This window comes from Thiohalobacter sp. (genome assembly GCF_027000115.1).
Classification (GTDB): Bacteria; Pseudomonadota; Gammaproteobacteria; order Thiohalobacterales; family Thiohalobacteraceae; genus JALTON01.
Genome location: NZ_JALTON010000061.1, coordinates 75,485 through 98,859, shown reverse-complemented (window position 1 = coordinate 98,859; position 23,375 = coordinate 75,485). Strand labels below are relative to the sequence as shown.

Genomic DNA, 23,375 nt, shown 5'->3' with positions numbered 1-23,375 from the left:
GAACAGCGGGCGAGCCATCTCCCCCGCTGGCTCCACCAGTACAACTGGCATCGCCCTCATGCTAGCCTGGACTACCACCCGCCCATCAGCCGGCTGCCAGCTGTGAACAACCTGGTGGGTTTACACAACTAGCCCAGGTGCCTGTCGAGCCACTCGTGGATGAAGTGCCGCGGCCGGTTGCCGCTGAAGCGCGCCCGCTCCTCACCACCGGCGAACAGCAGCAGGGTCGGAAAGCCGCGCACCCGGTAATGGCCGGCGAGCTTCATGTTTTCGCCCTCGTCCACCTCGACCTTGGCCAGCCGCAGGGCGGGCAGGCGCTCGGCGATGACCCGTTCCAGTGTCGGCGCGATCACCCGGCAGGGTGCACACCACTCGGCCCACAGATCAACGAGTACGGGCTGCGTGCGCGAGGCTTCGATCACCCGTGCTTCGAAATCTTCATAATCGACATTGAATATGAACTCTTGAAGATTGTTTTTAATTGTCATTTTCCGTCGATATACAAGGCATCATCGAAACTGCACACCCAGCCGGGGCGCAACGCGACCAGCATGGTGGTGACCATGCCGTTGGCCAGTGCCTCGGAGAAGAACAGCATGGGAAAATAGATCAGGTAACGCTCCGCCAGCCAGCCCGGCTCATGCACGCCGGCGGCCCACAGCACCAGCGACCCGGCCACGCCTGCCGTTACCATGGCCAGGCCGCCGGCCAGAAAGGCGTTGATGTAGACGTAGACAAAGAAGTTGTGCGGCAGCCGGCGCTGGGCAAACTGCAACAGGCTCTGGGTGAGCAGGATGGGCAGCAGCCCCATGGTCAGCAGATTGATGCCGAAGGTCGCCAGGCCCTCACCGTGATTGACCGCCGAGCCAAGCACCACGACCGCCATGCCCAGACTGGCCAGCGGCCAGCCGACCATCAGGGTCAGGGTGGTTGCGCCCAGCAGATGGTAGTTGAGCGCGGGCTGGATACCGGCGCGCAGGTTCCACAGTACCAACAGCGCCACGCAGGCGCCGAACAGCACGTGACTGAAACCACTGTCGTTCAGCAGCCGTGACCAGGGCACCCGGCGCAGGGCGTGCAGCAGCCAGCCCAGGGCCACCAGATTGGCGGCCCGGACCAGGCCATCGGGAAGCAGTCCGGGTGGAAAATCCATGCTCGGGTCTCTCGGGGCGCTGGCCCGATTCTACCCTGATTCAGTCCCCGGGACAGTCCAGCCCGAGCACGGCACAGGCGTTGGCGGTGGTGATCCGGGCCACCTCGGCCGGATCCTCGTCCTTCACCTCGGCCAGCGCGGCCAGGCATTCCGGCAGATAGGCCGGGCTGTTGCGCTCGCCATGATGCGAGGCCACGGTGAGATCCGGTGCATCGGTTTCCAGCACCAGCAGATCCAGCGGCAGCTCGCGCGCCAGCCTGCGCAGCCGGGTGGAGCGCACATAGGTCAGCATGCCGCCGAACCCCAGCCTGAAGCCGAGCGATTCGTAGATCGCCGCCTGCTGCACGCTGCCGTTGAAGGCATGTGCGAAACCGCCCGGTACCCGGATTCGGCGCAGGCAGTCGAGCACTGCATCGTGGGCCTTGCGCACATGCAGCACCACCGGCAGGCCGGCATCGCGAGCCATGGCGAGCTGGGCCTCGAACAATCGCATCTGGGCGTCGCGGTCGGCAGCGGGAATCTGGAAATCCAGCCCGATCTCGCCCACGGCCACCGGAGCCCCGGACTCGAGCTGGCGGGCCAGCCGGTCGAGGTCAGCCAGCCGGTGCCGGTCACAGTACACCGGATGCAGGCCATAGGCCGGGTAGAGCCCCGGTTCCGAGGCGCACAGGGACTGCAGCGCATCCCAGCCGTCGGCGAGCACACCGGGAACGAGCATGCGCGTTACGCCAACAGCACGCGCCTCGGCGATCACCTGTGCCCGGTCGGCATCGAATTCCTTGGCATCGATGTGGCAATGCGTGTCGAACAGGGGACTCATGGCACCTCATTGATCCAGCTTATGACCTGCGAGCGGTCGCGCGTCCTTGTTTCGAACGATGGTCTATCAATAGAAGAAACACCTCAAGCCCGCCCTGTCATGCGGGCGGGCTCCGAACAACACCGGGAGGTAACCATGCTGCGTCAGTACCACACCCTCGCTCACCAGGCCCTGGAACCCGGGGCCAGCTTCCATCGCCCACCTCAGCGTCTGCCCGAACACGTGGGCCTGAACAATCCTGCCCGCGACGTGATGACCGACTTCCTGCAGGTCGCCGCCATCTCCATGGGACCCTGCGCGACGCTGGTGGAGGCCGAGCGGCAGATGATTGCCAGCGGCGTGCGACTGCTGTTCGTGATCGACCACAACAATGCCATCCTCGGCATCGTGACCCTCAACGACCTGCAGGGCGAACGGCCAATGAAATACCTGCAGGAGGTGGGCGGTCGCTACGAGGATATCTTCGTTCGCGACATCATGACGCCCCAGTCACGTCTGGACGTGCTGGACATGGAGGACGTGTCCCGGGCCAATGTGGGTGACATCGTCAAGACCCTGAAACGCATGGGCCGCCAGCATGCGCTGGTGGTCGACCACGACCCGGAGGGTCGCCAGAAGGTCCGTGGCCTGTTCTCCACCACCCAGATCAGCCGCCAGCTTGGCATCGACATCGAGACCAGCGAGGTCGCCAACGCCTTCGCCGAAGTCGGCGCGGTACTGGCGTCCTGAACGATCAGTTGGCGGGGCACTCTTCACCGGGCGGCAGCTGCAGGTAATAGCCCCGCTCGCGCAGCGCAGCCATGACCTCGTCGACATCGGCCTGGGCGAGCCTGCGATCGGCTGACAGCTCCAGATCCATCACTTTCTGCAAGGGTCCGAGCAGATCCAGCAGGCTGACGGGAACTCGCGCGAAGTCGTTCTCGCGCTCGACATACAGGTAGGTATCCGCCTTTCGCGGACCCTTGTAGATCACACAATGCATGGTCTTCTCCGCGGGCAGCCGGACTGCCGGCCACATGCCGTTACCGTCCAGTGGCCGTGTCGCCCGCCGCCTGCTTCCGCCCGGGTGCACTATCCCGCATATTGCACCAGGGCGGAAGCGGGCGGGAGCCAACTTGTTGTCCTGGTACGTAATGAACCGGATTTTTTGCCCATGGCCCGGAGTACGATTTGTGCCCGCCCGCGTCCTGCTGCGGCCCTGGCGGATTTTCGCTCGGCCTCGGGGGTGCTTCACTCAAGCCGTAGCGACGGCTACGGCTTTCGTTCCAGCCCTCCCCGAGCCCGGCTGCAAATCCGCCATCATCCGCAGCCCCTGGTGCAATATGCGGGCTATGCGGGCTGACCCGGAAACGAGGGCGGAATTCTACAACATGCCTGCCGGGCCGCACAGCAACGAGGACAGGGGCGACCGCGAACGATCGAGAATCGGCGAGGGAATGCAAGAATCAGCCGGCCAGGTCGTTTTTTCCAACGGATCGCCGACCCGGGTGATCAAGAGACAGTCAATGGGTCGTCAGGCGGGCTGGAAGCCACGGGGCCCGCGGATTGGCGGACCCCGTCGCGATTGGCGTCCCCTAGGGGAGTCGAACCCCTGTCGCCGCCGTGAAAGGGCGGTGTCCTAGGCCTCTAGACGAAGGGGACGGGAACCTAGTTGTCGGAGCGGCTGAGTTGCGTGATCACGACCCCGGTGAGCAGTGCCGCAAACCCCAGCGGTACCAGCATCAGCAGATTGACGGCCAGGCTGTCGGCGTCCAGGAACAGTGCCGAGAATCCGGTCAGCAGGCCCATGGCCGTGAGCAGGATGCCCAGGATCACTGCGTAGCGCCCGAAGCGGTGCATTGGCAGTCAGCGCCTTTCGTGATCTGGTGGAGCTAGGCGGGATCGAACCGCCGACCTCTTGCATGCCATGCAAGCGCTCTCCCAGCTGAGCTATAGCCCCTCGAAAGAAGCGCGCACTTTACGCCAGGCCCCGGAATCTGTCAACCGCCCGCGCGCGGCCCGGAGTCCCCTTCCCGGCCCTCGTCGCCGTGGCTGTGGCGGGCCCGCGCAAAGGCCTCCAGCCGCGCCTGCACGCGCCCGTTCACGCTGTCGGGCGGAAAGCGTCCGTCGGCATCCGCGGCACCCGCCTCGATCCCCGTCAGCGCCTGCATTGCCGCGTCCACGTGCGTCACCGACAGCACCCGGAACCGGCCGGCCGCCACCGCCTCGCGCACGGATGCACGTAGCATCAGGGTCTGGCGATTGCTGGCGGGAATGATCACTCCCTGGCATCCGCTCAGGCCGCGGCGGCGACAGACCTCGAAGAAGCCCTCGATCTTCTCGTTCACCGCGCCCACGGCCTGCACCCGACCGTGCTGGTCGACCGAGCCGGTGACGCCCAGCCCCTGGTCCAGCGCCAGTCCGCTCAGGGCCGACAGCAACGCACACAGTTCGGCCAGCGAGGCGCTGTCACCCTCGATCGGGCCATAGGACTGTTCGAAGGTGATGGCCGCCTCCAGCGACAGCGGCTGGTCGACGCCGAAACGGCCGCCGAGGTAGCTGGCCAGAATGAACACCCCCTTGGAATGGGTGGTGCCGCCCAGCTCGACCTCGCGCTCGATGTCCAGCACGTCTCCCTCGCCCACCCGTACCGTGGCACTCACCCGCGACGGCACGCCATAGTCGATGCCGTCGAACTCGATCACCGGCAGGGCGTTGACCTGACCGACTTCCGCGCCCTCCGTCGCCAGCCGCAGGATGCCGTCCTGGATGTCGCGATAGTGATGCTCGGCGAGTCGGGCACCGCGGGCCTCGCGGGCGGCGCGTGCCGCTGTGACATCCTCGACCTCGATCAGGTCTGCCTCGCGTGCCGCGGCCCGGCGATCGGCCTCGACCAGCAGCTCCTCCAGACTCAGCATGTGCAGCGACAGCCCGCGGTCGTCCGCGCCCAGCCTTGCCATCTCGTCGATCAGCGCGGCGATACCGGAGGCGGCGACATGGCGCACGCCACGGTGCCGCACCATGCCCGCGATCAGCCGCGCGTACTGCCCGGGCGCGTCGGGCTGGCGCGGCAGGGTCTCCTCGAAGTCCGCCACCACACGGAACAACCCGCGGAGGTCGGGATCGGCCTCCAGCAGCAGCCGGTGCAGTTCCCGGTCGCCGATCAGGATCACCTTCACGTCCAGCGGAATGGGTTCCGGTTCCAGGGTCTGGGTCGCGGTCTGACCCGTGGACGGCGGTTCGAAGCGGATCTGGCCCGCAGTGAGCGCGCGCTTGAGGCCCTCCCAGGCCGTGGGTTCGGTGACCAGACGCCGCGCATCCAGGATCAGGCAGCCACCATTGGCCCGGTGCAGGGCACCAGCGCGAATGCGGGAGAAATCGGTCACCAGGGTCCCGTGCTCGCTACCGTAGTCGATGCGACCGAGCAGGGTCCCCGGTGCGGGGCTCTCCTCGTACACCACCGGCGTACCGGGCTGCGGTCGCGCCACCAGCACGTTGGGCAGGAAGGCCTGCGCCTCCGGCCGGTAGCCGGCCAGAGAGCCGTCGTCGGCGAACAGGGGCTGGGCATCGACCGCCGCCACCAGCGCCTCACCCAGTCGCCCCAACCAGTCGGCCAGCCGGCCCTCGTACCTTGCGCGCAGCGGTGCGATCAGCTGGTCAACCAGGGCGCGGGCGGCATGCGAGCGTGCCTCCGCAATCGCCCGATCGCGCTGCTGGCGCCATTGCTGCACCTCGGTGCGCATGAAGGCACGCAGCCGGTGCAGCCAGTCGTCGATACGCGTCTCGATGGCCTCGCGCTCCTCCGCGGGCAGGCTGGCAAAGGCGTCCGTGTCGAGGATGCGGCCATCCCGTACCGCGACGATGCTGTAGTCGTCGCCTTCGCGCAGCAGGCGCAGGCCTTCGGCCTCGCACTCGTGCGAGAACCGGGACAGGGCCTCACGTTGCTGCCGGTCGAAACGGCGCAGGGCCACGTCGACCTGCTGCTGGAAGTCGGCGCCGGCAAGCACCGCACTCAATTCGCGCTCCAGCGTCTCCAGCAGCTCGGCGATCTCGCCCCGAAACGCGTGCCCGGTCCCGCCCGCCAGCCGCACGGCCCAGGGCCGGTCGGGGTCGTCGAAATCCGGCAGGTAGAGCCAGTCGCCGGCATCGGCTGCAGGATCGGCGGCCTGTTCCAGCAGGCGCATGACTGCGGTATGCCGGCCATAGCCGGGCTGGCCGATGACGAACAGGTTGTAGCCAGGACCACGCACTTCCAGCGCCAGCCGGATGGCCCCAGTGGCGCGCGACTGCCCCGGGAACACGGCCAGCGGCTCCAGATCGCGTGTAGACCGCACGCCCAGGCTGGCCGGATCACAGCAGGCCGCAAGCGCCTCGGCAGGCAGGGCTTCCGGGTGACTGTTCATCGTTCACCGCCGTCGTTGATTTGACCGTATCCCGCCCGCATATTGTTCACTGTTTCCATCATCCGGCCGCTGGCCGCCTCCGCCGTGAATGATCCAGCCCGCATCTTGCACCAGGGCGGAAGCGGGCGGGCACAAATTGTGGAATAAATTATGACCACGAAATCGGACTCGTCACCTTCCAGTACAGCAAGTTCGCCTGCCGCCCGCTTCCGCCCTGGTGCAAGATGCGGGTTGGATGCCATGCTGAACACCATCGAGCGGGAGATCAAGCAGACCCGCGATCTCATCGGTCTCGATGGCCTGTCCGACGCCGTGCGCGAGGCGCTGCGCCGGACGCCCCGCGAGCGTTTCGTCCCCGATGGGCTGAAGACACTCGCCTATGCCGACCAGCCGTTGCCCATCGGCAATGGCCAGACCATATCCCAGCCCTACATCGTCGCCATCATGACCCAGCTGCTCGACCCCCGTCCCGAGCATCGCGTGCTGGAGGTGGGCACCGGCTCCGGCTACCAGACCGCCGTCCTTGGCCGACTGGCCGGCGAGGTCTATTCGGTGGAAGTGATCGAGGCGCTGGCGCGCGAGGCGGCAAAGCGCCTGGCGGCGCTGGGGCTCGACAATGTCCGGACGCGGGTGGCAGACGGTCACATCGGCTGGCCGGAGGCGGCGCCCTTCGACCGCATCATGGTCACCGCCGCCGCGCCCGCCGTACCCGAGGCGCTGATCGAGCAGCTGCGGCCCGGAGGCCGGCTGATCGCGCCGCTGGGCGATGGCCTCGGCCAGGTCCTGACCCGCATCGACAAGGGCGAGGATGGCCAGCTGACGGAACACGCCCTGCTGCCGGTGATGTTCGTGCCGCTCACCCACGGCCCTGCGGGCGAGCGCGACTGACCCGGCATGACCGACTGGGCGCACTTCGAACATGGCGCCGACATCGGCATCCGCGGCCGCGGGCGCACGCCGGCCGAAGCCTTCGCCGCGGCAGCCCGGGCACTGACCGCCGTGGTCACCGACCCGGATGCCGTGCAGGTGTGCGAGTGGGTGGACATCCGCTGCGAGGCGCCCGATCTGGACTATCTTTTTCTCGACTGGATCAACGCCCTGATCTACGACATGGCCACGAGCCAGCGGCTGTTCTCCGCGTTCGAGGTCGATATCCAGGACAACCGGCTGAACGGCCGCGCCGGCGGCGAGCCGGTGGACCCGGCGCGCCATCACCCGGCGGTGGAAATCAAGGGCGCGACCTTCACCGAACTGAAGGTCACGCAGGAAGACGACGGGACCTGGATCGCCCAGTGCGTGGTGGACGTCTGAGGAGGCTCGCAACCATGGAACCCGGCAGCCTGGAACGCATCGACGATACCTGCTGGCGCATACCACAGCGCGGCGACATGCGCGTGCCCGGCATCATCTACGCCGACCGCGAGCTGGTGCAGGCCATGGACGAGAAGGTCTACCAGCAGGTGGTCAATGTCGCCTGCCTGCCGGGCATCGTCGAGGCCAGCTATGCCATGCCCGATGCCCACTGGGGCTACGGCTTCCCCATCGGCGGGGTCGCCGCCTTCGATCCGGCACAGGGCGGCGTGGTTTCCGCCGGCGGTGTCGGTTTCGACATCTCCTGTGGCGTGCGTACCCTCACCACCGGCATGCCCGCCAGCGAACTCGAGCCCCACCGCCGCCGGCTGGCGGACGTCCTGTTCACCAGCATTCCCGCCGGTGTGGGATCCACCGGCCGGCTGCGCCTCTCAGCCGATGAAATGGATCGCATGCTGCGCGGCGGTGCGCGCTGGGCAGTGCAGCAGGGCTACGGGGATCCCGCGGATCTGGAACGCACCGAGGAAAACGGGCGCATGGCCGGCGCCGATCCCGATGCCGTCTCCGAACTGGCCAAGCGCCGCCAGCGCGACGAGATGGGCACCCTGGGTTCGGGCAACCATTACCTGGAGGTGCAGGAGATCTCGGAGATTTTCGACCCGCCGACCGCCAATGTCTTCGGCCTGCGCCAGGGCGACCTGGTCATCAGCATCCACTGCGGCTCCCGCGGCCTCGGTCACCAGATCGGCACCGAGTTCCTGCGCGAGATGGCGCTGGCCGCGCCGGCCCATGGCATTCACCTCCCGGACCGGGAACTGGCCTGCGCGCCCATCGAGTCGGAACTGGGGCAGCGCTACCTGGGCGCGATGCGCGCCGGCATCAACTGCGCCCTGGCCAATCGCCAGATCCTGACCGAGCTCACCCGGCGGGCCTTTCGCAGCCTGTTTCCTGAAGTGCCTCTGGATGTGCTCTACGACGTCTCGCACAACACCTGCAAGGCCGAACGCCACGAGGTCGACGGCGAAATGCGCGAACTGTACGTGCACCGCAAGGGCGCGACCCGGGCCTTTCCCCCCGGCCATCCCGCGCTGGCATCGCCCTTCGATACCACCGGCCAGCCGGTGCTCATTGGCGGCTCCATGGGCACCGCGTCCTACATCCTCGCCGGCATGGCCGGCAACGAGGCGCGCGGCTTTTCCTCTGCCTGCCATGGGGCCGGCCGGGCCATGAGCCGGCGCCAGGCCACCCGCCGCTGGCGTGGCGAGCAGCTGGCCGAGGAGCTGGAGCGCCAGGGCACACTGATTCGCAGCGTGTCCTGGCGCGGCATTGCGGAAGAGGCGCCTGGCGCCTACAAGGACGTGTCCGCCGTGGTCAAGGCCGCCGAGGCCGCGGGCCTGGCCCGCCGCGTGGCCCGCCTGCGGCCGCTGATCTGCATCAAGGGTTGAGCCCCGACTCTCAGAGCAGGATGGAAATCTTTTCCCTCAGCTCGCCGGCATCCAGGTCCACCAGATCCTTGTCAATCTCCTCTTCCACCTTGTCGCGCAGGGGGTCGGGCATGGCTTCGCGCAGCATGCCCAGAAACTTCGGTGCAGCGGCAATGGCGAGCCGATCGAAACGGCCGTCGACACGGGCCTTGTCCAGCCGCTCGGCAAGCAGACGCGCGAATTCCTTCGCCGCAGCTTCCTGCACAGGTGTATCGTCATCGAGCACGTGCCGACCGTAACCTCCGCCACCGCCGTCCGACCCGGGACGATCGCTGAGCAGGGCGGTACCCTTTGCCCGTGCCTCCGGCTCGACGAAGTCGCCGAGTTCAATCAGCGGCGCCTTGGGCGTCTTTGCCTCGAACAGCCGTGCCCGGCTGGCATCAGCGGTCAGTACCCAGATCTTCGACATGCTCGTCTCCTTGCTGTTTGACAGGTTCAGTGTCGATCCGGGCGGACATCACTGCATTGACGCAGATCAGCGTTCCGTCCCGTGGCCGACGGAAAAGCAAAAGGGCCCATGGCGGGCCCTTTGCATATGGGAACGGAGGCGGCCCTTCTCAAGTCGCCTGGGCATCGATGTAGGCCAGCGCGGCGTCGATGCGCGCCAGGGTGCGCTCTCGCCCCACCAGCCAGGCGGTAACGTCGATCGGTGGCGACACCGGCCCCCCGGCCAGGGCCACGCGCAAGGGCTGCGCCACCTTGCCCAGTTTGAGCTCCAGCACCTCGGCCACACCCTGGACCACCTCGTGAATGGCCTCCGGGGTCCAGTCGGCGAGTCCGGCGAGGCGCTCGCGCAACTCCGCCAGGGCCGGCCGGCTGCCCGCGTTGAGATTCTTGCGCGCGGCCTTTTCGTCGTAGCCGTCGATGTCGCAGTAGAAGAAACGACTGTTCTCGGCCATCTCCACCAGCGTCTTCGCGCGCTCGCGCTGGGCCTTTACCACCTCCTCCAGTGGCGGTTCGGGTGCCGGGTCCACGCCAAGGCGGCCCAGGTGGTGGCTCAGGTGCCGGGCCACATGCTTCGGATCACTGTGCTTGATGTAGTGCTGGTTCAGCCACAGCAGCTTGTCGGGGTTGAAGGTCGAGGCCGCCTTGTTCACGTCCGGCAGGTCGAACAGTTCGATCATCTCGTCCACCGAAAACACTTCCTGGTCGCCGTGCGACCAGCCGAGACGGACCAGATAGTTGAGCAGAGCCTCGGGCAGATAGCCCTCGTCCCGGTACTGCATCACGCTGACCGCCCCGTGCCGCTTGGACAGCCGCTTGCCGTCGGCCCCGAGGATCATGGGCACATGGGCGTACACCGGCGGTTCGGCGCCCAGCGCGCGCAGGATGTTGATCTGCCGAGGTGTGTTGTTGAGATGGTCATCGCCCCGAATGACATGGGTGATGTCCATGTCCGCGTCATCCACGACCACGGTGAGGTTGTAGGTGGGCGAGCCGTCGCTGCGCTGGATGATGAGGTCGTCCAGTTCCTGGTTGCGGAACACCACCCGACCCCGGATCAGGTCCTCGACCACCACCTCGCCCTCCTCCGGGTTGCGGAAGCGGATGACGTAGGGCGCGTCCGGCGACGGCGGTTCCGCGCCGGGACGGCAATGACCGTCGTAGCGTGGCTTCTCCTTGCGCGCCATCTGTTCCTCGCGCAGCTTCTCCAGCCGCTCCTTGCTGCAGTAGCACTTGTAGGCGTGGCCGCTTTCCAGCAGCTGGTCGATGATGACCTTGTAACGGTTGAAACGGTGGGTCTGGTAGAAGGGGCCCTCGTCGTATTCCAGCCCCAGCCAGGTCATGCCCTCGAGGATGGCATTCACCGACTCCGGCGTCGAACGCTCCAGATCGGTATCCTCGATGCGGAGGATGAAATCCCCGCCATGCTTGCGGGCATAGAGCCAGGAAAACAGCGCCGTGCGGGCGCCGCCGATGTGCAGATAGCCGGTGGGACTGGGCGCGAATCGGGTGCGGACGGTCATGGACGGGCCTTCCTCGAAGCCGGGTTGGACGGGACAGGCGCGCATTCTAGCACCTCCCCTGCCAGCCGGGTCCGCCGTTGACCCGTCCCGCCCCTTCGCCTAGAATCGCTTGCCCCGATCCAGCGGGCGGTTAGCTCAGCGGGAGAGCACTGCCTTCACACGGCAGGGGTCACTGGTTCAATCCCAGTACCGCCCACCATTTTCCCGAGCCGTACCAGCGCAGGCCAGGCCTTCCACGTCACTCTGTCCTGTCCCGGTCACCTTGACCCGCGCGGGCGACGGGAATCGGCTGCTCACCCCGGGAAGGCACTGTCTCCCGAACATCAGGGCCGCAGGCAGGCAGCTACCCAGGTCGTTCCCCGCATCCGCAATACCTCTTCGCTCTGCAGGGCATCCACGGTTTCGATCAGGTCACGGACGAACGCGGCACGTGTATCCTGGTCCAACTCGTCGACGAGCATCTTCACCGGGCCGGCCAGGTCCTCGAGTACAGCCCAGTACGCCGCGCCATCCTCTGCTTCAATGACATCGATTTCCATCTGTTCGATACTGACATCAGCGAACCCCGCAGCGGCCAGTACGGCATGCAGCCGTTGCGGATCGGCAAAAGCGAAAATACCCGGCGCGCCCTCCGGCGGCCTGGGCACCTCCCGGTATCGGGCCAGGGTCTGCAAGGCCACGTCGACGAAGGGATTGCGTTCCGGTGCCGCCCAACAGGCGACCACCAGCCGGCCACCGGGCTTGAGCGCGCGATGCACTCCCTTCAGGCAGGCTTCGGGATCCGGCATGAACATCAGCCCCCAGCGAATGGTGGCAGCGTCAAAACTGGCGGGGGCGACTTCCAGCGCCTCACCGTCGGCACAGTGGAATTCAATGTTGTCCAGACCGGCCTGCGCGGCCTTCTCGCGCGCAAAGACGAGCATCGCCTCCACCAGGTCGGTACCGATCACCCGACCTGTCTCGCCAACTCGCCGGGCGGCGGAAATCGCCGGTTCGCCCGTGCCGGACGCGATGTCCAACACCCGGTGCCCGGGCGCGATGGCGGCCAGTTCCAGCATGCGTTCGGTCACTGGCGCCGCCCCTTTTCTCAGCAGCTCATCACGACGTCGCCAACCCTCGGCGACCGAGGACCAGGTCTTCCGCTCGCGTTCCTTCCACTCGGCATGATTCATTGGCAGTCTTCCACGTCGAACTGTCTGCAGCAACGCCTCAGAGTATATGCCCGGCGTCCCGTTTGTCACTGCTGCAAACGCCCGATTCCGCTTATGGGGCGGTCGTGAACGAAGCTGCCGACGACGGTGCAGGCCATGCACGCTATACTGGACGAATGAATGCTGAGGGGGCGTCTCGATCCGCCCGGCACGCCGAAATCACCAGACGGGTACAACGGTTGCTGGCCCTCGCGGCCAACCGACACGGCCGCTCCGTGCCCACACCAGAGGTGCGCTTCGATCTGCACGGTCTTGGCGCCGGCCAGTACCGCTGCGAGTGGCACCATGGGCGCCCCCGATGTGTCATTCGCTTCAACCCGGAGGTCTTTGCGCTGGACCCGGAACAGCACCTGCGCGAAACGGTCGCGCACGAGGTGGCGCATCACCTGACCTTCCACCTGCATCCGGGCGCACGGCCGCACGGTCCGGAATGGGCCGCCTGGATGCATTTCTTCGGTGTGGAGCCGAAGGCGCGCGGCGGCTATCGGGTGGATGGCATCCGTGCCCGCCGGCAACGGCGTTTCGGTTATCGCTGTGGCTGCGAGGGCGTCGAGCACGCACTGTCCGCCACGCGCCACAACCGGGTCCAGCGCGGCGTGCGCTATCGCTGCCCGCGCTGCGGCGAGCAGCTCAAGCCGTTGCCGGCATCGGAAACATAGCAGCCTGTCGGACCGGCGCGATCATCGATCTCCCGTCTGACCCGCATCCGCCTCGACCGTGCCCCGGGCGGGCGGCATCCCCTTGTGGCTCCGGATCAGGTTCAGGAAGGCCGCGCCGTAGCGTGCCAGCTTGGTCTCGCCGACACCGTTCACCGCCAGCAGAGCCTGCGGGTCCACCGGCTGCACCGCCGCCATCTGCATCAGGGTGGCGTCGCCGAACACCACATAGGGCGGCACGCCCTGGGCATCGGCCAGCTCCTTTCTCAGCTGGCGCAGGGCCTGGAACAGGCCGTCGTCGACGCCCTCGGGCACCTGACCCCGTGCCGCCTTGCGCGGCTTTGCCGCCCTGACCCGCGGCTTCGCAAGTTCGAGCGTCACCTCGCCGCGCAGCAGCGGGCGGGCGGCATCGGTCAGGCGCAGCACCGAATAGTTGGCGATGTCCTGCACCAGATAACCGTGGTGTATGAGCTGGCGGAGCAGGCTGGTCCAGGCCTCCTCGGACAGGTCGCGACCGATACCCCAGGTGGACAGCTCATGGTGTCCGAGCCGGCGGATGCGTTCGTTGTCCAGTCCGCGCAGCACGTCGATGACGTGCTTCATGCCGAAGCGCTGGCCGACGCGGTAGACGCAGGACAGCGCCTTGCGCGCCGGTTCGGTGGCATCGAAGCGTTCCGGCGGATCGAGGCAGACATCGCAGTTGCCGCAGTCCTCCATCAGCGGCTGGCCGAAATAGCCGAGCAGTACCCGGCGCCGGCAGCTCAGCGACTCGGCCATGCCGATCATGGCATTGAGCTTGTGCAGCTCGATGCGCTGCTGTTCGGGGTTCTCGCCCGACTCGATCAGCCGCCGTGCCGTCATCACGTCCTGCATGCCGTACAGCAGCAAGGCCTCGGCCGGCAGCCCGTCGCGCCCGGCACGGCCCGTTTCCTGGTAGTAGCCCTCGATGTTGCGCGGCAGGTCATAGTGCACCACGAAGCGCACGTCGGGCTTGTCGATGCCCATGCCGAAGGCCACCGTAGCCACCACCAGCTGCAGCTCGTCGCGCAGGAAGGCCTCCTGCACCCGTTCGCGGCGTTCCGCCGGCAGGCCGGCATGATAGGCCTCGGCGGACAGCCCGCGCGCAGCCAGGCGCTCGGCCACCTCCTCGACCCGGCGCCGGCTCAAGGCATAGACGATGCCGGACTGGCCCTGGCGGCCCTCGAGAAAGCGCGTGAGCTGATCGAAGGGCTTGCGTTTCTCCAGCACCGTGTAGCGGATGTTGGGGCGGTCGAAACCCCCGTGAAAGGTCTCGGCATCGCCGAGCCGCAGCCGCTCGAGGATGTCCTGCCGGGTCTGGGGATCGGCGGTGGCGGTCAGCGCGATCAGCGGCACCTCCGGGAAGCGCTCGCGCAGCGCGCCCAGCTGCACGTACTCGGGACGGAAGTCGTGCCCCCACTGGGATACGCAGTGGGCCTCGTCGATGGCGAACAGCGCGATGTCGAGCGAATCCAGCCGCTGCAGGAAACCTTCGGTCATCAGTCGTTCCGGTGCCACATAGAGCAGATCCAGTTCCCCACCATGCAGCCGAGCCAGCACCTCGCGCGCCTCGGCCTCACCCAGCGTCGAGTTGTAGCAGGCGGCCGCCACACCGTTGGCGCGCAGGGCATCGACCTGGTCCTTCATCAGCGCGATCAGGGGTGACACCACGATGCCGGTCCCGGGACGCAACAGCGCGGGAAGCTGGTAGCACAGTGACTTGCCGCCCCCGGTGGGCATGAGCACGAAGGCGGAGCGACCGGCAGCCAGCGCCCGCACGATCTCCGCCTGGCCGGGACGGAAGCTGCCGTAACCGAACACTCGCTGCAGGGTGTCGAGTGCGCGCTGGTCGAGGGTGTCGTCGTGCGGGGTCATGGACGGGCATCGGGCCGGAAAGCGGCCATGCTAGCAGATGGCCCCGCCTTGCCGGGGCGCGGCACCACTGTCATCATCCGAAGACTCATTAAGTCAGTTACTTGTGATGGGAAGTTCAACCGGAAGTTGCAGCGCAGCGCGCGCCACGGGAGCCAGGGCATGACACCCGGAGCGGAAGACTGGATCATCGGCGGCCGGGTGCAGGGTGTCGGCTTCCGTCCCTTCCTGTACCGGGTGGCACGGGAGCTGGGCCTGGCCGGCTGGGTCTGCAACCGGCTGGGCGACGTCGAGCTGCATCTGGAGGGACCCGCCGACCGGCTGGCGCTGTTCGCGCAGCGTCTGTCCGAGCGCGCACCGCCGCTGGCCCGGCCGGAGATTCGCGAGCGTCGCAGCGGCCGGCTGCATCACCTCGAGGACTTCGAGATCCGCCCCAGTGCCGGCAGCGCGGAACCGGAGATCCACGTGCCTCCCGACTTCTTCGCCTGCGACGACTGCCTGCGCGAGCTGCGCGATCCCGCCGACCGCCGCTACCGCTACCCCTTCAACAGCTGTACCCAGTGCGGCCCGCGCTACACCCTGATCGATGCCCTGCCCTGGGACCGCGCCAACACCAGCATGCGCAGCTTCGCGCTGTGCGCCGACTGCGCGCGGGAGTATGCCGATCCCGGCAGCCGCCGCTTCCATGCCGAGCCCGTGGCCTGCCCGGTCTGCGGTCCGCGGCTCCGCTTCGAAACGCCCGAGTCCCGGACCGACGACAACGAGGCCGCGCTGGCAGCGGCACTGCATATCCTGCGCGAAGGTGGCATCGTTGCGGTCAAGGGCATCGGCGGCTACCACCTGCTGTGCGATGCCCGCGACGCCGCCACCATCGGCCGGCTGCGGAGCCGCAAGCCGCGCCCGGACAAACCGCTGGCGGTGCTGTTTCCGCTGCCGGAGGACGACGCCGGAGGCTGGCTCGAGCGCTGCGTGGTGCTGGATGACGCCGAACGCCGGCTGCTGTTCGATCCCCAGCGGCCCATCCTGCTGGCCCGGCGGCGCGCCGATGCCCCGCTCCCCGAGGACATTGCGCCCGGCCTCGCGGAGATCGGGGTGCTGCTCCCCTACAGCCCCCTGCATGCCCTGCTGTCGGCCGGCTTCGGCGCACCGCTAGTGGCCACCTCCGGCAATCTCTCCGGCGAACCGGTGATCACCGACCCGGACGCCGCCCGACGCGACCTGGCGGGCGTGGCCGATGCCTTCCTCCACCATGACCGCCCCATCGCGCGACCGGCGGATGACAGTGTCTGGCGCACCCTAGGCGGCCGGCCGCGTCCACTGCGACTCGGACGCGGCGCGGCACCGGTGGAACTGCGGTTGCCCCGCCCCCTCGCCACGCCGACGCTTGCGGTGGGCGCACACATGAAGGCGACCCTCGCGCTGGGCTGGGGCCGGCGCGCCATTGTCTCCCCCCATATCGCCGATCTGGGCAGCGCCGGCAGTCAGCGGCTGTTCGAGGCGCTGATCGCGGATCTGCAGCGCCTGTACGGGGTCGAGGCCACGCGCGTCGTCCACGACGCCCACCCCGGCTACGCCAGCACCCGCTGGGCGCGCGACTGCGGCCTGCCCACGCAGGCCGTGTTCCACCACGCCGCCCATGCCAGCGCGCTGGCCGCAGAGTACCCGGACATCGCCGGCCGCTGGCTGGTGTTCACCTGGGACGGCACCGGCTACGGACAGGACGGCACCCTCTGGGGCGGCGAGGCCCTGTACGGGCGCCCCGGTCACTGGGAACGGGTCTTCCGGCTGCGCCCCTTCCGGCTGCCGGGCGGCGAGCGGGCCGGCCGCGAGCCCTGGCGCAGCGCCGCCGCCCTGTGCTGGGAGACGGGCCGCGAGCCACACTGGCAGCCGGAAGGCGCCGGCCTGCTGCGATCCGCCTGGCAACAGGGCCTCAACTGTCCGCAGAGCGGTGCCGCCGGACGCCTGTTCGACGCCGCCGCCAGCCTGCTGGGCCTGACCCAGGTGGCCAGCCACGAGGGTCAGGGACCCATGCGCCTGGAGGCGCTGGCGCAGGACTGCGACGACTTCCCCCGCCTGCCGCTGCACCGCGCCGCCGACCGGCTGTTCGAGCTGGACTGGTCGCCGCTGCTCGAGCTGCTGCTCGATGACGGGCGCTCGCCGGCCGAGCGTGCCGGCGCCTTCCACGCCGCGCTGGCCCAGGCCATCGCTGATGCGGTCGAGTTGATCGCCGGCGAACGGCCGGTCGAGGCGGTGGGCCTGACCGGCGGCGTGTTCCAGAACCGCCGCCTGGTCGATCTCACGCTGCGATCTCTCCGCGCACGCGACTGGACGGCGCATCTGCCGGCACAGCTCCCCTGCAACGACGCCGGCATCAGCTTCGGGCAACTGGCAGAGCTGATGCCCGACTGAGAACGGCTGGCGGATCGGGCATACTGGCGAAAATCACGGAGAACCCCATGCAGGCAACCCATATCTCGCTCGCCCATGGCAACGGCGGCCGCTTCATGCGCGAGCTGATCGAGGACCTGGTGGTGCGCTGCCTCGGGAGTCCCCGGCTCGACACCGACAGCGACGCCGTCCGGCTGCCGGATGCCGAGGGGCCACTGCTGATCACCACCGACGGCTTCACCGTGCAACCGCTGGAGTTTCCGGGCGGCGACATCGGCGCGCTGGCCATCCACGGCACGGTCAACGACCTGGCGGTGGCCGGCGCCCTGCCGCGCTGGCTCACGCTCAACCTGTTCATCGAGGAAGGGCTGGAAACCGCCGTGCTGGAACGCCTACTCACCAGTGCCGGCCGCGCCGCGGCCGAGAGCGGTGTGCAGATGGTTGCCGGCGACACCAAGGTGCTGCGGCGCGGCGAGGGTGGCGGCCTGTACCTCGCCACTACCGGGGTCGGCACCGCCCTCCCCGGCCCGGCGCTGGACATTCGCAGCGTCCGCGCCGGCGATCGCCTGCTGGTCAGCGGGCCGGTCGGCGACCACGGCATCGCCGTCATGCTCGCCCGCGAGGCCTTCGGGCTGCGCGGCGACCTCGCCTCCGACGCCACCAGCGTGCTGCCGCTGACCCGCGCCATCCGTGCCGAAACCGGGCTGCGCTTCATGCGCGATCCCACCCGCGGCGGACTGGCCACCGTCTGCCACGAGATCAGCCGCGCAACCGGCCTGCGGGTACGGCTGGAGGAGACTGCCATCCCGGTCCGGGATCCGGTGCGCTCGGTGTGCGAGATGCTCGGCTACGACCCCCTGTATCTGGCCTGCGAGGGCCGCGTGGTCGCTGCCGTTGCGTCCGAGGACGCGGAGCGGGTGCTGTCCCTGTGGCAGGCGCTGCCGCAAGGCGCCGAGGCGGCGATCGTCGGCGAACTGGTCGAGGACCGGCCCGGAGTGGAGCTGCGCACGTCACTGGGCGGCCGGCGCATGCTGGAGGAACTGGAGGACGACCCGCTGCCGCGGATCTGCTGACTCCCTCGGGGAAACCTGACCGCTCGAAACCCGGCGCGCATATCAAGCGGCAGCGTCGGGACCGCAGAGGCCGCAAAGGCGCCGAGGTCGCGGAAGAGCGATCCACGGCCGGGACCCGATGGCTCGGTGCGTTCGGTGCCCCTGCGTGGCCGGTGTTTCCCTCCCGCTTCGGAATCGCGACGCGCCGGAACTGATGACAGCGGATGTCGCAGTCACCCCTGGTGCGGGACCGGGTACTCGTCGTCGAGCTCGATGCCGACTTCCTCGCACCAGTCGCGCAGGGCACGCCGAGTGGCCTCGTTGCTGAACGCATGCCACTGCTCTGTCAGACCCCGGACATGGAGCAACTCGCCAAAGCGCCGGTAGGCCCCGGGCCGGCGAAAATAGTCGTGAACCCTGTCGGCGTCCTCCTCCGACAGCTGTTCGTCGGCGAACTCCAGTGCCAGGCGACTCCCCAGCCCCAGTTCCCGCTGGCTGGGCAGGATGGCGTAGCGCTGCTCGTTGTCATATAGATCGGCCGGCGGCTGTTCATCCAGGTCGGGATCGCCCCACGGCCCGAAGCTGCAGTGCACCGTACCCGTCTCGCGATCGACCCACGCAAGCACATCGGGATCGCGGTCCATCTCGCCGCCGACAGCCAGAAAGGCATCCTCCACTTGTTCGAAGCTTACCTTCATCTCCATGAGCCTCCCAAATCTGCACCGAAAGAGACACCTCAGGTTGGGGCGACCCGCCGTGACCCCGGCCGATGGGGTCACGCCCCTTGCCCGAGCAGATCGCGCAGCATGCGTTCTGCCCTTGCGATGACCTGCTGATCCACACTGGGGGCCGACGGCACCCGGACCCCGTAAACCCGCCAGGGCGCGCCTGCAGGACTCAGCACCCGTCGCAGGCCCAGCATCTCTGCCAGCCCGGGGCCATGACTGCCCAGGGCAAAGCCCTGCGCCAGTTCGGGCGCCGATACCTCCCGCACCGTTCCGGGCGTTGCGGATTCGTCGAACAGCGCATCCAGGATCACCAGCCCTTCCGCGTCCTCCAGCCAGCGGGCCAGCTCGGCCGGTGTATTCAGCAGGCAGGCCTCCGGTGGCTGGCCGCCGTACAGGGCACGCGCGACTGCCCAGCCGACCCCGTCACTGCCGTGGGCGGAACCCAGTGCGACCAGTCTGCATTCGCCGAGAATCGAGGAGGCCTTCATGTCATCCCGACCATAGCCCATCCCTGCCCTCGAGGCAGCTTCGGGGCGGGCACACACCGAAGGGGTGCGCCCGGATTTTCCCAATCGGCATCTTTCTTGACCCCGATCAATACCTTCGCAGGGCCGCCCGCTAGCATGGGCGCATGCCTACAGATTCCCTGTTCGCCGTCTTCGCTCGCCCTGTCCGCGCCGGGGACGCGACCCTCTGGAATGGATGATCTCGAACGCCACGAGCGATTGGTTGCGGCGCTGCGTCAGCCGCACTGCTATCCGCATCCGGTGCAGGAGATCCGGGTCGTCGAAACCCACATCTCCAGCATTCTGCTCACCGGCCCCTATGCCTACAAGCTGAAGAAGCCGGTCGATCTCGGCTTCCTGGATTTCAGCACCGCCGAGCGCCGTGCCTTTTTCTGCAAGGAGGAACTGCGTCTCAACCGGCGGCTGGCGCCGGAACTTTACCTCGATGTCGTGACCGTGAACGGCAATCCCGAGTCACCCCGCATCCAGGGGGACGGCCCCGTGCTGGAACATGCGGTCAAGATGCGCCAGTTCCCGGATCAGGCACGCCTCGACCATCTCGCCGAACAGGGCGAACTGACGCCAGGACTCATCGACACCCTGGGCAGGCGCGTCGCCGAATTCCATGCCACCCTGCCCGCAGCGCCAACGGACAGCCCGTTCGGCACCGCCGAGGGGATAGAGGCCCGGGTGCTCGAGAACTTCCGCCAGCTCCGCGACCGCCTGCCCGACGCGGAGTGCCGCGAACGGGTGACGCGGCTCGAGGCCTGGAGCCGCCAGACCCTGGAACAGCATCGCGAGGAATTCGAACAGCGGCGCCGCGAGGGCTGGGTGCGGGAATGCCACGGCGACCTGCATCTGGCCAACATGGCCCTGCTCGACGGCCGGCCGGTGCTGTTCGACTGCCTCGAATTTTCGCAGGACCTGCGCTGGATCGACACCATGAGCGAGGTCGCCTTTGTCTGCATGGACCTCGCCTATCGCGGCCTGCACGCGCTGTCCTGGCGCTTTCTCAACCAGCACCTGTTCCACAGCGCCGACTACATGGGGCTGTCGCTGCTGCGTCACTATCTGGTCTATCGCGCCATGGTGCGGGCCAAGGTCAGCGCCATTCGCCTGCAGCAGTCCGGCGAGGCGGTTGCCGCTTCCGAGCTGCGGCGCTATCTCAGGCTCGCCCAGGCCTATACCGAGGCGCCGGCGCGCACGCCCATCGTCATCCTTCATGGCCTGTCGGGCAGCGGCAAGAGCTGGCTGGCGGAACGCCTCGCCGAGGCCGGCGGCGCCATCCATATCCGCTCGGACATCGAGCGCAAGCGCCTGCTCGGACTGCCGCCCGAAGCCAGCACGGCCGGCGCGGGCATGACCGAGGCCTACAGCCCGCAGGTCACGCAGCAGACCTACCAGCGGCTGCAGGCACTGGCCTTCGGCATCGTCGATGCCGGCTTCCCGGTGATCGTGGACGCCACCTTCCTGCACCGCGAACAGCGCGAGGGCTTCTTCCGCCTCGCCCGGGTCGCGGGCGTGCCGGCACTGATCGTCGACGTCGAGGCACCGGACCCGGTGGTGCGCGAGCGCATCGCCCGCCGGCTGGCCGCGGGCGGCGACCCCTCCGAGGCCACCGTGCGGGTCTACGAACACCAGAAGCGCAGCAACGACCCGCTCGACGAGACCGAGCGCCGCTCCGCGATCCCCGTCAACACCGACCAGTACATCGACTTCGACCGCCTGACTCAGCAGGTCTTCGGCAAATCGTCGCAGCCGGCCTGATCCCGTTTCACCCTGAACCGCAGAAAGTGGGTGGCGCAGGAAATGCAAGGATCGTAGTTGCGGATGATCCTTTCCCCGAACATTCTGAGTTCGGTATCGCTGCGATCGAGACCAAGGGCCTCCAGCGAGGCGCGCAGATCGGCCTCGATCCGCGCCTGGTTCTGGCTGGTCGGCGGCACGATGCGTGCGCTGCGCACCGCGCCCGACGCGTCCAGTTCATAACGATGCCAGAGCAGGCCCCGCGGCGCCTCGGTACCGGCCACCGCGACCCCTGCTCGGGGTGACCAGTCCGCCGCGCTTCGCTGCGGCTGCGCGTAATGGCTCAACAGTTCGCGCGCCATGTGGATCACCTGGATGATTTCCACCGCCCGCGCCAGCAGGCTGTGGAAGGGGTTTCCGCTCGGGAAGCGGATGTCGAGTCGAGCCAGTTCATGGATCAGAAAATCCGGCAGCCGATCGGCGAACAGGTTGAGGCGGGCCAGCGGCCCCACCAGGTAGGGCCGACCGCGATACAGGGCATGGAAGGCGGTGCTGTGCGGCACCTGGACCTCCTCGAACATCGACCCGAACTCTGCCACTGCGATGCGGCTGCCATCGCTGACGTGGATTTCCGTGCCGAAGAAGGGATGGCCCTCGCCACCGCCCACCGCGACAGACGGGAAGGACTGCGCGCTGCCGGGCAACGGCTGCGCCCGCAGCCAGACCAGCAGGGCCATCGCATCCTCGAGCGCCTCGTCCAGCCGCTCGCGAATGTCGCGGACAGCGGCCGGCTCCGGGGCGTGAAACAGGCCGCCCGGGCGGATGCCGACCGGATGCACGGATCGGCCGCCGAACAGGGCGATCAGGTCATTGCCCAGGGTCTGCAGCCGCAGGCCACGGCGCACCGGCTCCGGATGCAGCGCCGCCAGCTGCACGACCGAGTCGACCTCGAACAGGTCCGGCAGAGCCAGCAGGTGGATATGCAGGGCATGGCTCTGCAGCCATTCGCCGCAATACATGACATGGCGCATGGCGCGCGCCCAGTCGGGTGGCACGACTTCAGCCAGGCCTTCCAGGGCCTCGGCCGCGGTAAGCTGGTAGGCCACGGGGCAGATGCCGCAGATGCGGGCAACGATGTCGATCACCTCCTGCGCATCGCGGCCCTCGAGGAACTTCTCGAAATAGCGCGGCGGCTCGAAGATGCGCAGCGCCAGGCTGCGGATGCGCCCGCCCTCGACCTCCAGCTCCAGGGCACCCTCGCCTTCCACCCGGGTCAGCACGGGCAGCGAGACCTCGATGTCCCGGCGACTCATGACCCACCCTCCCCTTCATCGGAACGGAAGCCCGGCGCCGCGGCGTTCATCAGCCGGTAGCGGCGCAGGACACGCTCGCCACTGTCGCCCAGAGTCTGCAAACGGGCATCGAGCGCCGGGCGATTGATGTCCTCGGCCGGGCCGTAGCAGCCATAGCAGCCGCGTGCCGTGCCCGGGCAGAGCGCGCCGCACCCGTCGCGGGTGACCGGCCCCAGGCAGGGCGTACCGTTCGCGACCATGACGCAGGCGAGGCCGCGCCGCTTGCAGCTGGCGCAGACCTTCTCGTCGTTGACGACCGGCCGGGTGCCGGCCAGCCGCGCCCGGATCAGCGCCAGCACCTGGAGCCGGTCCACCGGGCAGCCCCACAGGCTCCAGTCGACCCGTACCTCGTCGGCGATCGGTCGCGCGCCGCCGAGGTCCGACAGCCATTCGGGATGGGCATAGACCATGCCGGGCCACTCCATCCCGTCACCGGCATCGTTGCGCAGCGCCTGCAGGCCGCCGGCAGTGGCGCAGGCCCCGATGCTCACCAGCCAGCCGCTGCAGTCACGAATGGCGCGGATGCGCGCGATATCTTCCGGCGTGGACAGACTACCCTCGACCAGGGCAAGATCGGCGGGCGCAGTCTCGTCGGCGATGCCGGCCTCGGCGAAGTGGACGATTTCGAGCTGCGCGGCAAGCTCCAGCAGCAGCTCGCCGAGGTTCAGCAGTGCCAGCTGGCAGCCGTCGCAGGAACTGAACTTGTGCACGGCGAGGCGCAGCTTCATG

General features: G+C 68.1%; 22 protein-coding genes, 3 tRNA genes and 1 pseudogene. 10 read left to right on the top strand and 16 right to left on the bottom strand.

Annotation, left to right across the window (positions count from 1 at the left end; genetic code table 11):
- A pseudogene (locus MVF76_RS12945) lies at positions 1-132 on the top strand (IS481 family transposase); the annotation flags it as partial.
- Here MVF76_RS12945 and MVF76_RS12940 read toward each other — a convergent pair.
- The 3 genes from MVF76_RS12940 to MVF76_RS12930 are packed head-to-tail and all read right to left on the bottom strand — an operon-like array spanning position 129 to position 1,973.
- Positions 129-488 (bottom strand): thioredoxin family protein, encoded by a 360-nt coding sequence (locus MVF76_RS12940; RefSeq protein ID WP_297529798.1) that lies wholly within the window; start codon positions 486-488, stop codon positions 129-131. The pseudogene MVF76_RS12945 and the gene MVF76_RS12940 overlap by 4 nt on opposite strands.
- The gene (locus MVF76_RS12935; RefSeq protein WP_297529796.1) at positions 485-1,153 is read right to left on the bottom strand and encodes an energy-coupling factor ABC transporter permease; all 669 of its coding nucleotides are present in this window, start codon (positions 1,151-1,153) and stop codon (positions 485-487) included. The genes MVF76_RS12940 and MVF76_RS12935 overlap by 4 nt, the downstream gene beginning before the upstream one ends.
- A 40-nt stretch (positions 1,154-1,193) precedes the next feature.
- A complete protein-coding gene (locus MVF76_RS12930; protein WP_297529794.1) occupies positions 1,194-1,973 on the bottom strand; it encodes a TatD family hydrolase in 780 nt (259 codons plus the stop codon).
- 135 nt (positions 1,974-2,108) lie between these two features.
- Between MVF76_RS12930 and MVF76_RS12925 the strand changes: the two genes are divergently transcribed.
- Positions 2,109-2,702 (top strand): CBS domain-containing protein, encoded by a 594-nt coding sequence (locus MVF76_RS12925; RefSeq protein WP_297529792.1) that lies wholly within the window; start codon positions 2,109-2,111, stop codon positions 2,700-2,702.
- A gap of 4 nt (positions 2,703-2,706) precedes the next feature.
- Here MVF76_RS12925 and MVF76_RS12920 read toward each other — a convergent pair whose 3' ends face one another.
- From MVF76_RS12920 to MVF76_RS12900, 5 genes are all read right to left on the bottom strand, one after another.
- Complete coding sequence (locus tag MVF76_RS12920; RefSeq protein ID WP_297529790.1) at positions 2,707-2,991, bottom strand: YcgL domain-containing protein; 285 nt, start codon at positions 2,989-2,991, stop codon at positions 2,707-2,709.
- A 547-nt stretch (positions 2,992-3,538) separates the two neighbouring features.
- Positions 3,539-3,614, bottom strand: a tRNA-Glu gene (locus tag MVF76_RS12915).
- 6 nt (positions 3,615-3,620) lie between these two features.
- Entirely contained in the window at positions 3,621-3,812 is a 192-nt protein-coding gene (locus tag MVF76_RS12910; RefSeq protein WP_297529788.1) for a hypothetical protein, read from the bottom strand.
- 24 nt (positions 3,813-3,836) lie between these two features.
- Positions 3,837-3,912 (bottom strand) — tRNA-Ala (locus tag MVF76_RS12905).
- 40 nt (positions 3,913-3,952) lie between these two features.
- The gene (locus MVF76_RS12900; RefSeq protein WP_297529786.1) at positions 3,953-6,355 is read right to left on the bottom strand and encodes a Lon protease family protein; all 2,403 of its coding nucleotides are present in this window, start codon (positions 6,353-6,355) and stop codon (positions 3,953-3,955) included.
- A gap of 240 nt (positions 6,356-6,595) precedes the next feature.
- Between MVF76_RS12900 and MVF76_RS12895 the strand changes: the two genes are divergently transcribed.
- From MVF76_RS12895 to MVF76_RS12885, 3 genes are read left to right on the top strand one after another with little or no spacing between them, the layout of a single operon-like run.
- Positions 6,596-7,243, top strand: coding sequence for a protein-L-isoaspartate(D-aspartate) O-methyltransferase (locus MVF76_RS12895; RefSeq protein WP_297529784.1), 648 nt, complete (start codon positions 6,596-6,598; stop codon positions 7,241-7,243).
- 6 nt (positions 7,244-7,249) lie between these two features.
- Positions 7,250-7,666: an archease gene (locus MVF76_RS12890; RefSeq protein WP_297529782.1), complete on the top strand. Its 417-nt coding sequence runs from the start codon at positions 7,250-7,252 to the stop codon at positions 7,664-7,666.
- Positions 7,667-7,680: 14 nt separating this feature from the next.
- Positions 7,681-9,111 carry an RtcB family protein gene (locus MVF76_RS12885; protein WP_297529780.1) on the top strand — a complete coding sequence of 477 codons (1,431 nt, stop codon included), beginning with the start codon at positions 7,681-7,683 and terminating at the stop codon, positions 9,109-9,111.
- Between the two features lie 10 nt (positions 9,112-9,121).
- Here the strand turns inward: MVF76_RS12885 and MVF76_RS12880 are convergent, their stop codons facing one another.
- Positions 9,122-9,559, bottom strand: coding sequence for a host attachment protein (locus MVF76_RS12880; RefSeq protein WP_297529778.1), 438 nt, complete (start codon positions 9,557-9,559; stop codon positions 9,122-9,124).
- A 148-nt stretch (positions 9,560-9,707) separates the two neighbouring features.
- The gene (gene gltX / locus MVF76_RS12875; RefSeq protein WP_297529776.1) at positions 9,708-11,117 is read right to left on the bottom strand and encodes a glutamate--tRNA ligase; all 1,410 of its coding nucleotides are present in this window, start codon (positions 11,115-11,117) and stop codon (positions 9,708-9,710) included.
- Positions 11,118-11,241: 124 nt separating this feature from the next.
- On the opposite strand from gltX, the gene MVF76_RS12870 reads away from it, so the two are divergent.
- Positions 11,242-11,316, top strand: a tRNA-Val gene (locus MVF76_RS12870).
- Positions 11,317-11,440: 124 nt separating this feature from the next.
- Here MVF76_RS12870 and MVF76_RS12865 read toward each other — a convergent pair.
- Positions 11,441-12,289 carry a class I SAM-dependent methyltransferase gene (locus MVF76_RS12865; RefSeq protein ID WP_297529774.1) on the bottom strand — a complete coding sequence of 283 codons (849 nt, stop codon included), beginning with the start codon at positions 12,287-12,289 and terminating at the stop codon, positions 11,441-11,443.
- A 155-nt stretch (positions 12,290-12,444) separates the two neighbouring features.
- Here MVF76_RS12865 and MVF76_RS12860 point away from each other — a divergent pair, with 155 nt between their 5' ends.
- Positions 12,445-12,987, top strand: a complete 543-nt coding sequence (locus MVF76_RS12860) for a SprT family zinc-dependent metalloprotease (RefSeq protein ID WP_411293559.1) — start codon at positions 12,445-12,447, stop codon at positions 12,985-12,987.
- A 21-nt stretch (positions 12,988-13,008) separates the two neighbouring features.
- On the opposite strand, the gene recQ is transcribed toward MVF76_RS12860, so the two are convergent.
- On the bottom strand, positions 13,009-14,877 hold the full coding sequence (gene recQ, locus MVF76_RS12855) for a DNA helicase RecQ (protein ID WP_297529770.1): 1,869 nt from the start codon (positions 14,875-14,877) through the stop codon (positions 13,009-13,011).
- Positions 14,878-15,036: 159 nt separating this feature from the next.
- Between recQ and hypF the strand changes: the two genes are divergently transcribed.
- Together hypF and hypE are read left to right on the top strand one after the other, a co-directional pair.
- Positions 15,037-17,283: a carbamoyltransferase HypF gene (gene hypF / locus MVF76_RS12850; protein WP_297529768.1), complete on the top strand. Its 2,247-nt coding sequence runs from the start codon at positions 15,037-15,039 to the stop codon at positions 17,281-17,283.
- A 47-nt stretch (positions 17,284-17,330) separates the two neighbouring features.
- Complete coding sequence (gene hypE / locus MVF76_RS12845; protein WP_297529766.1) at positions 17,331-18,335, top strand: hydrogenase expression/formation protein HypE; 1,005 nt, start codon at positions 17,331-17,333, stop codon at positions 18,333-18,335.
- A gap of 212 nt (positions 18,336-18,547) precedes the next feature.
- Here the strand turns inward: hypE and MVF76_RS12840 are convergent, their stop codons facing one another.
- Both MVF76_RS12840 and MVF76_RS12835 read right to left on the bottom strand, forming a co-directional pair.
- Entirely contained in the window at positions 18,548-19,012 is a 465-nt protein-coding gene (locus tag MVF76_RS12840) for a hypothetical protein (protein WP_297529764.1), read from the bottom strand.
- A gap of 77 nt (positions 19,013-19,089) precedes the next feature.
- Positions 19,090-19,530 (bottom strand): hypothetical protein, encoded by a 441-nt coding sequence (locus MVF76_RS12835; RefSeq protein WP_297529762.1) that lies wholly within the window; start codon positions 19,528-19,530, stop codon positions 19,090-19,092.
- A 210-nt stretch (positions 19,531-19,740) separates the two neighbouring features.
- Between MVF76_RS12835 and MVF76_RS12830 the strand changes: the two genes are divergently transcribed.
- Entirely contained in the window at positions 19,741-21,315 is a 1,575-nt protein-coding gene (locus tag MVF76_RS12830; RefSeq protein WP_297529760.1) for a bifunctional aminoglycoside phosphotransferase/ATP-binding protein, read from the top strand.
- On the opposite strand, the gene MVF76_RS12825 is transcribed toward MVF76_RS12830, so the two are convergent.
- The gene (locus MVF76_RS12825; RefSeq protein ID WP_297529758.1) at positions 21,279-22,607 is read right to left on the bottom strand and encodes a Ni/Fe hydrogenase subunit alpha; all 1,329 of its coding nucleotides are present in this window, start codon (positions 22,605-22,607) and stop codon (positions 21,279-21,281) included. The two genes, MVF76_RS12830 and MVF76_RS12825, sit on opposite strands and share 37 nt — an antisense overlap.
- Complete coding sequence (locus MVF76_RS12820) at positions 22,604-23,374, bottom strand: sulfhydrogenase subunit delta (RefSeq protein ID WP_297529756.1); 771 nt, start codon at positions 23,372-23,374, stop codon at positions 22,604-22,606. The genes MVF76_RS12825 and MVF76_RS12820 overlap by 4 nt, the downstream gene beginning before the upstream one ends.
- Position 23,375: the final 1 nt, after the last annotated feature.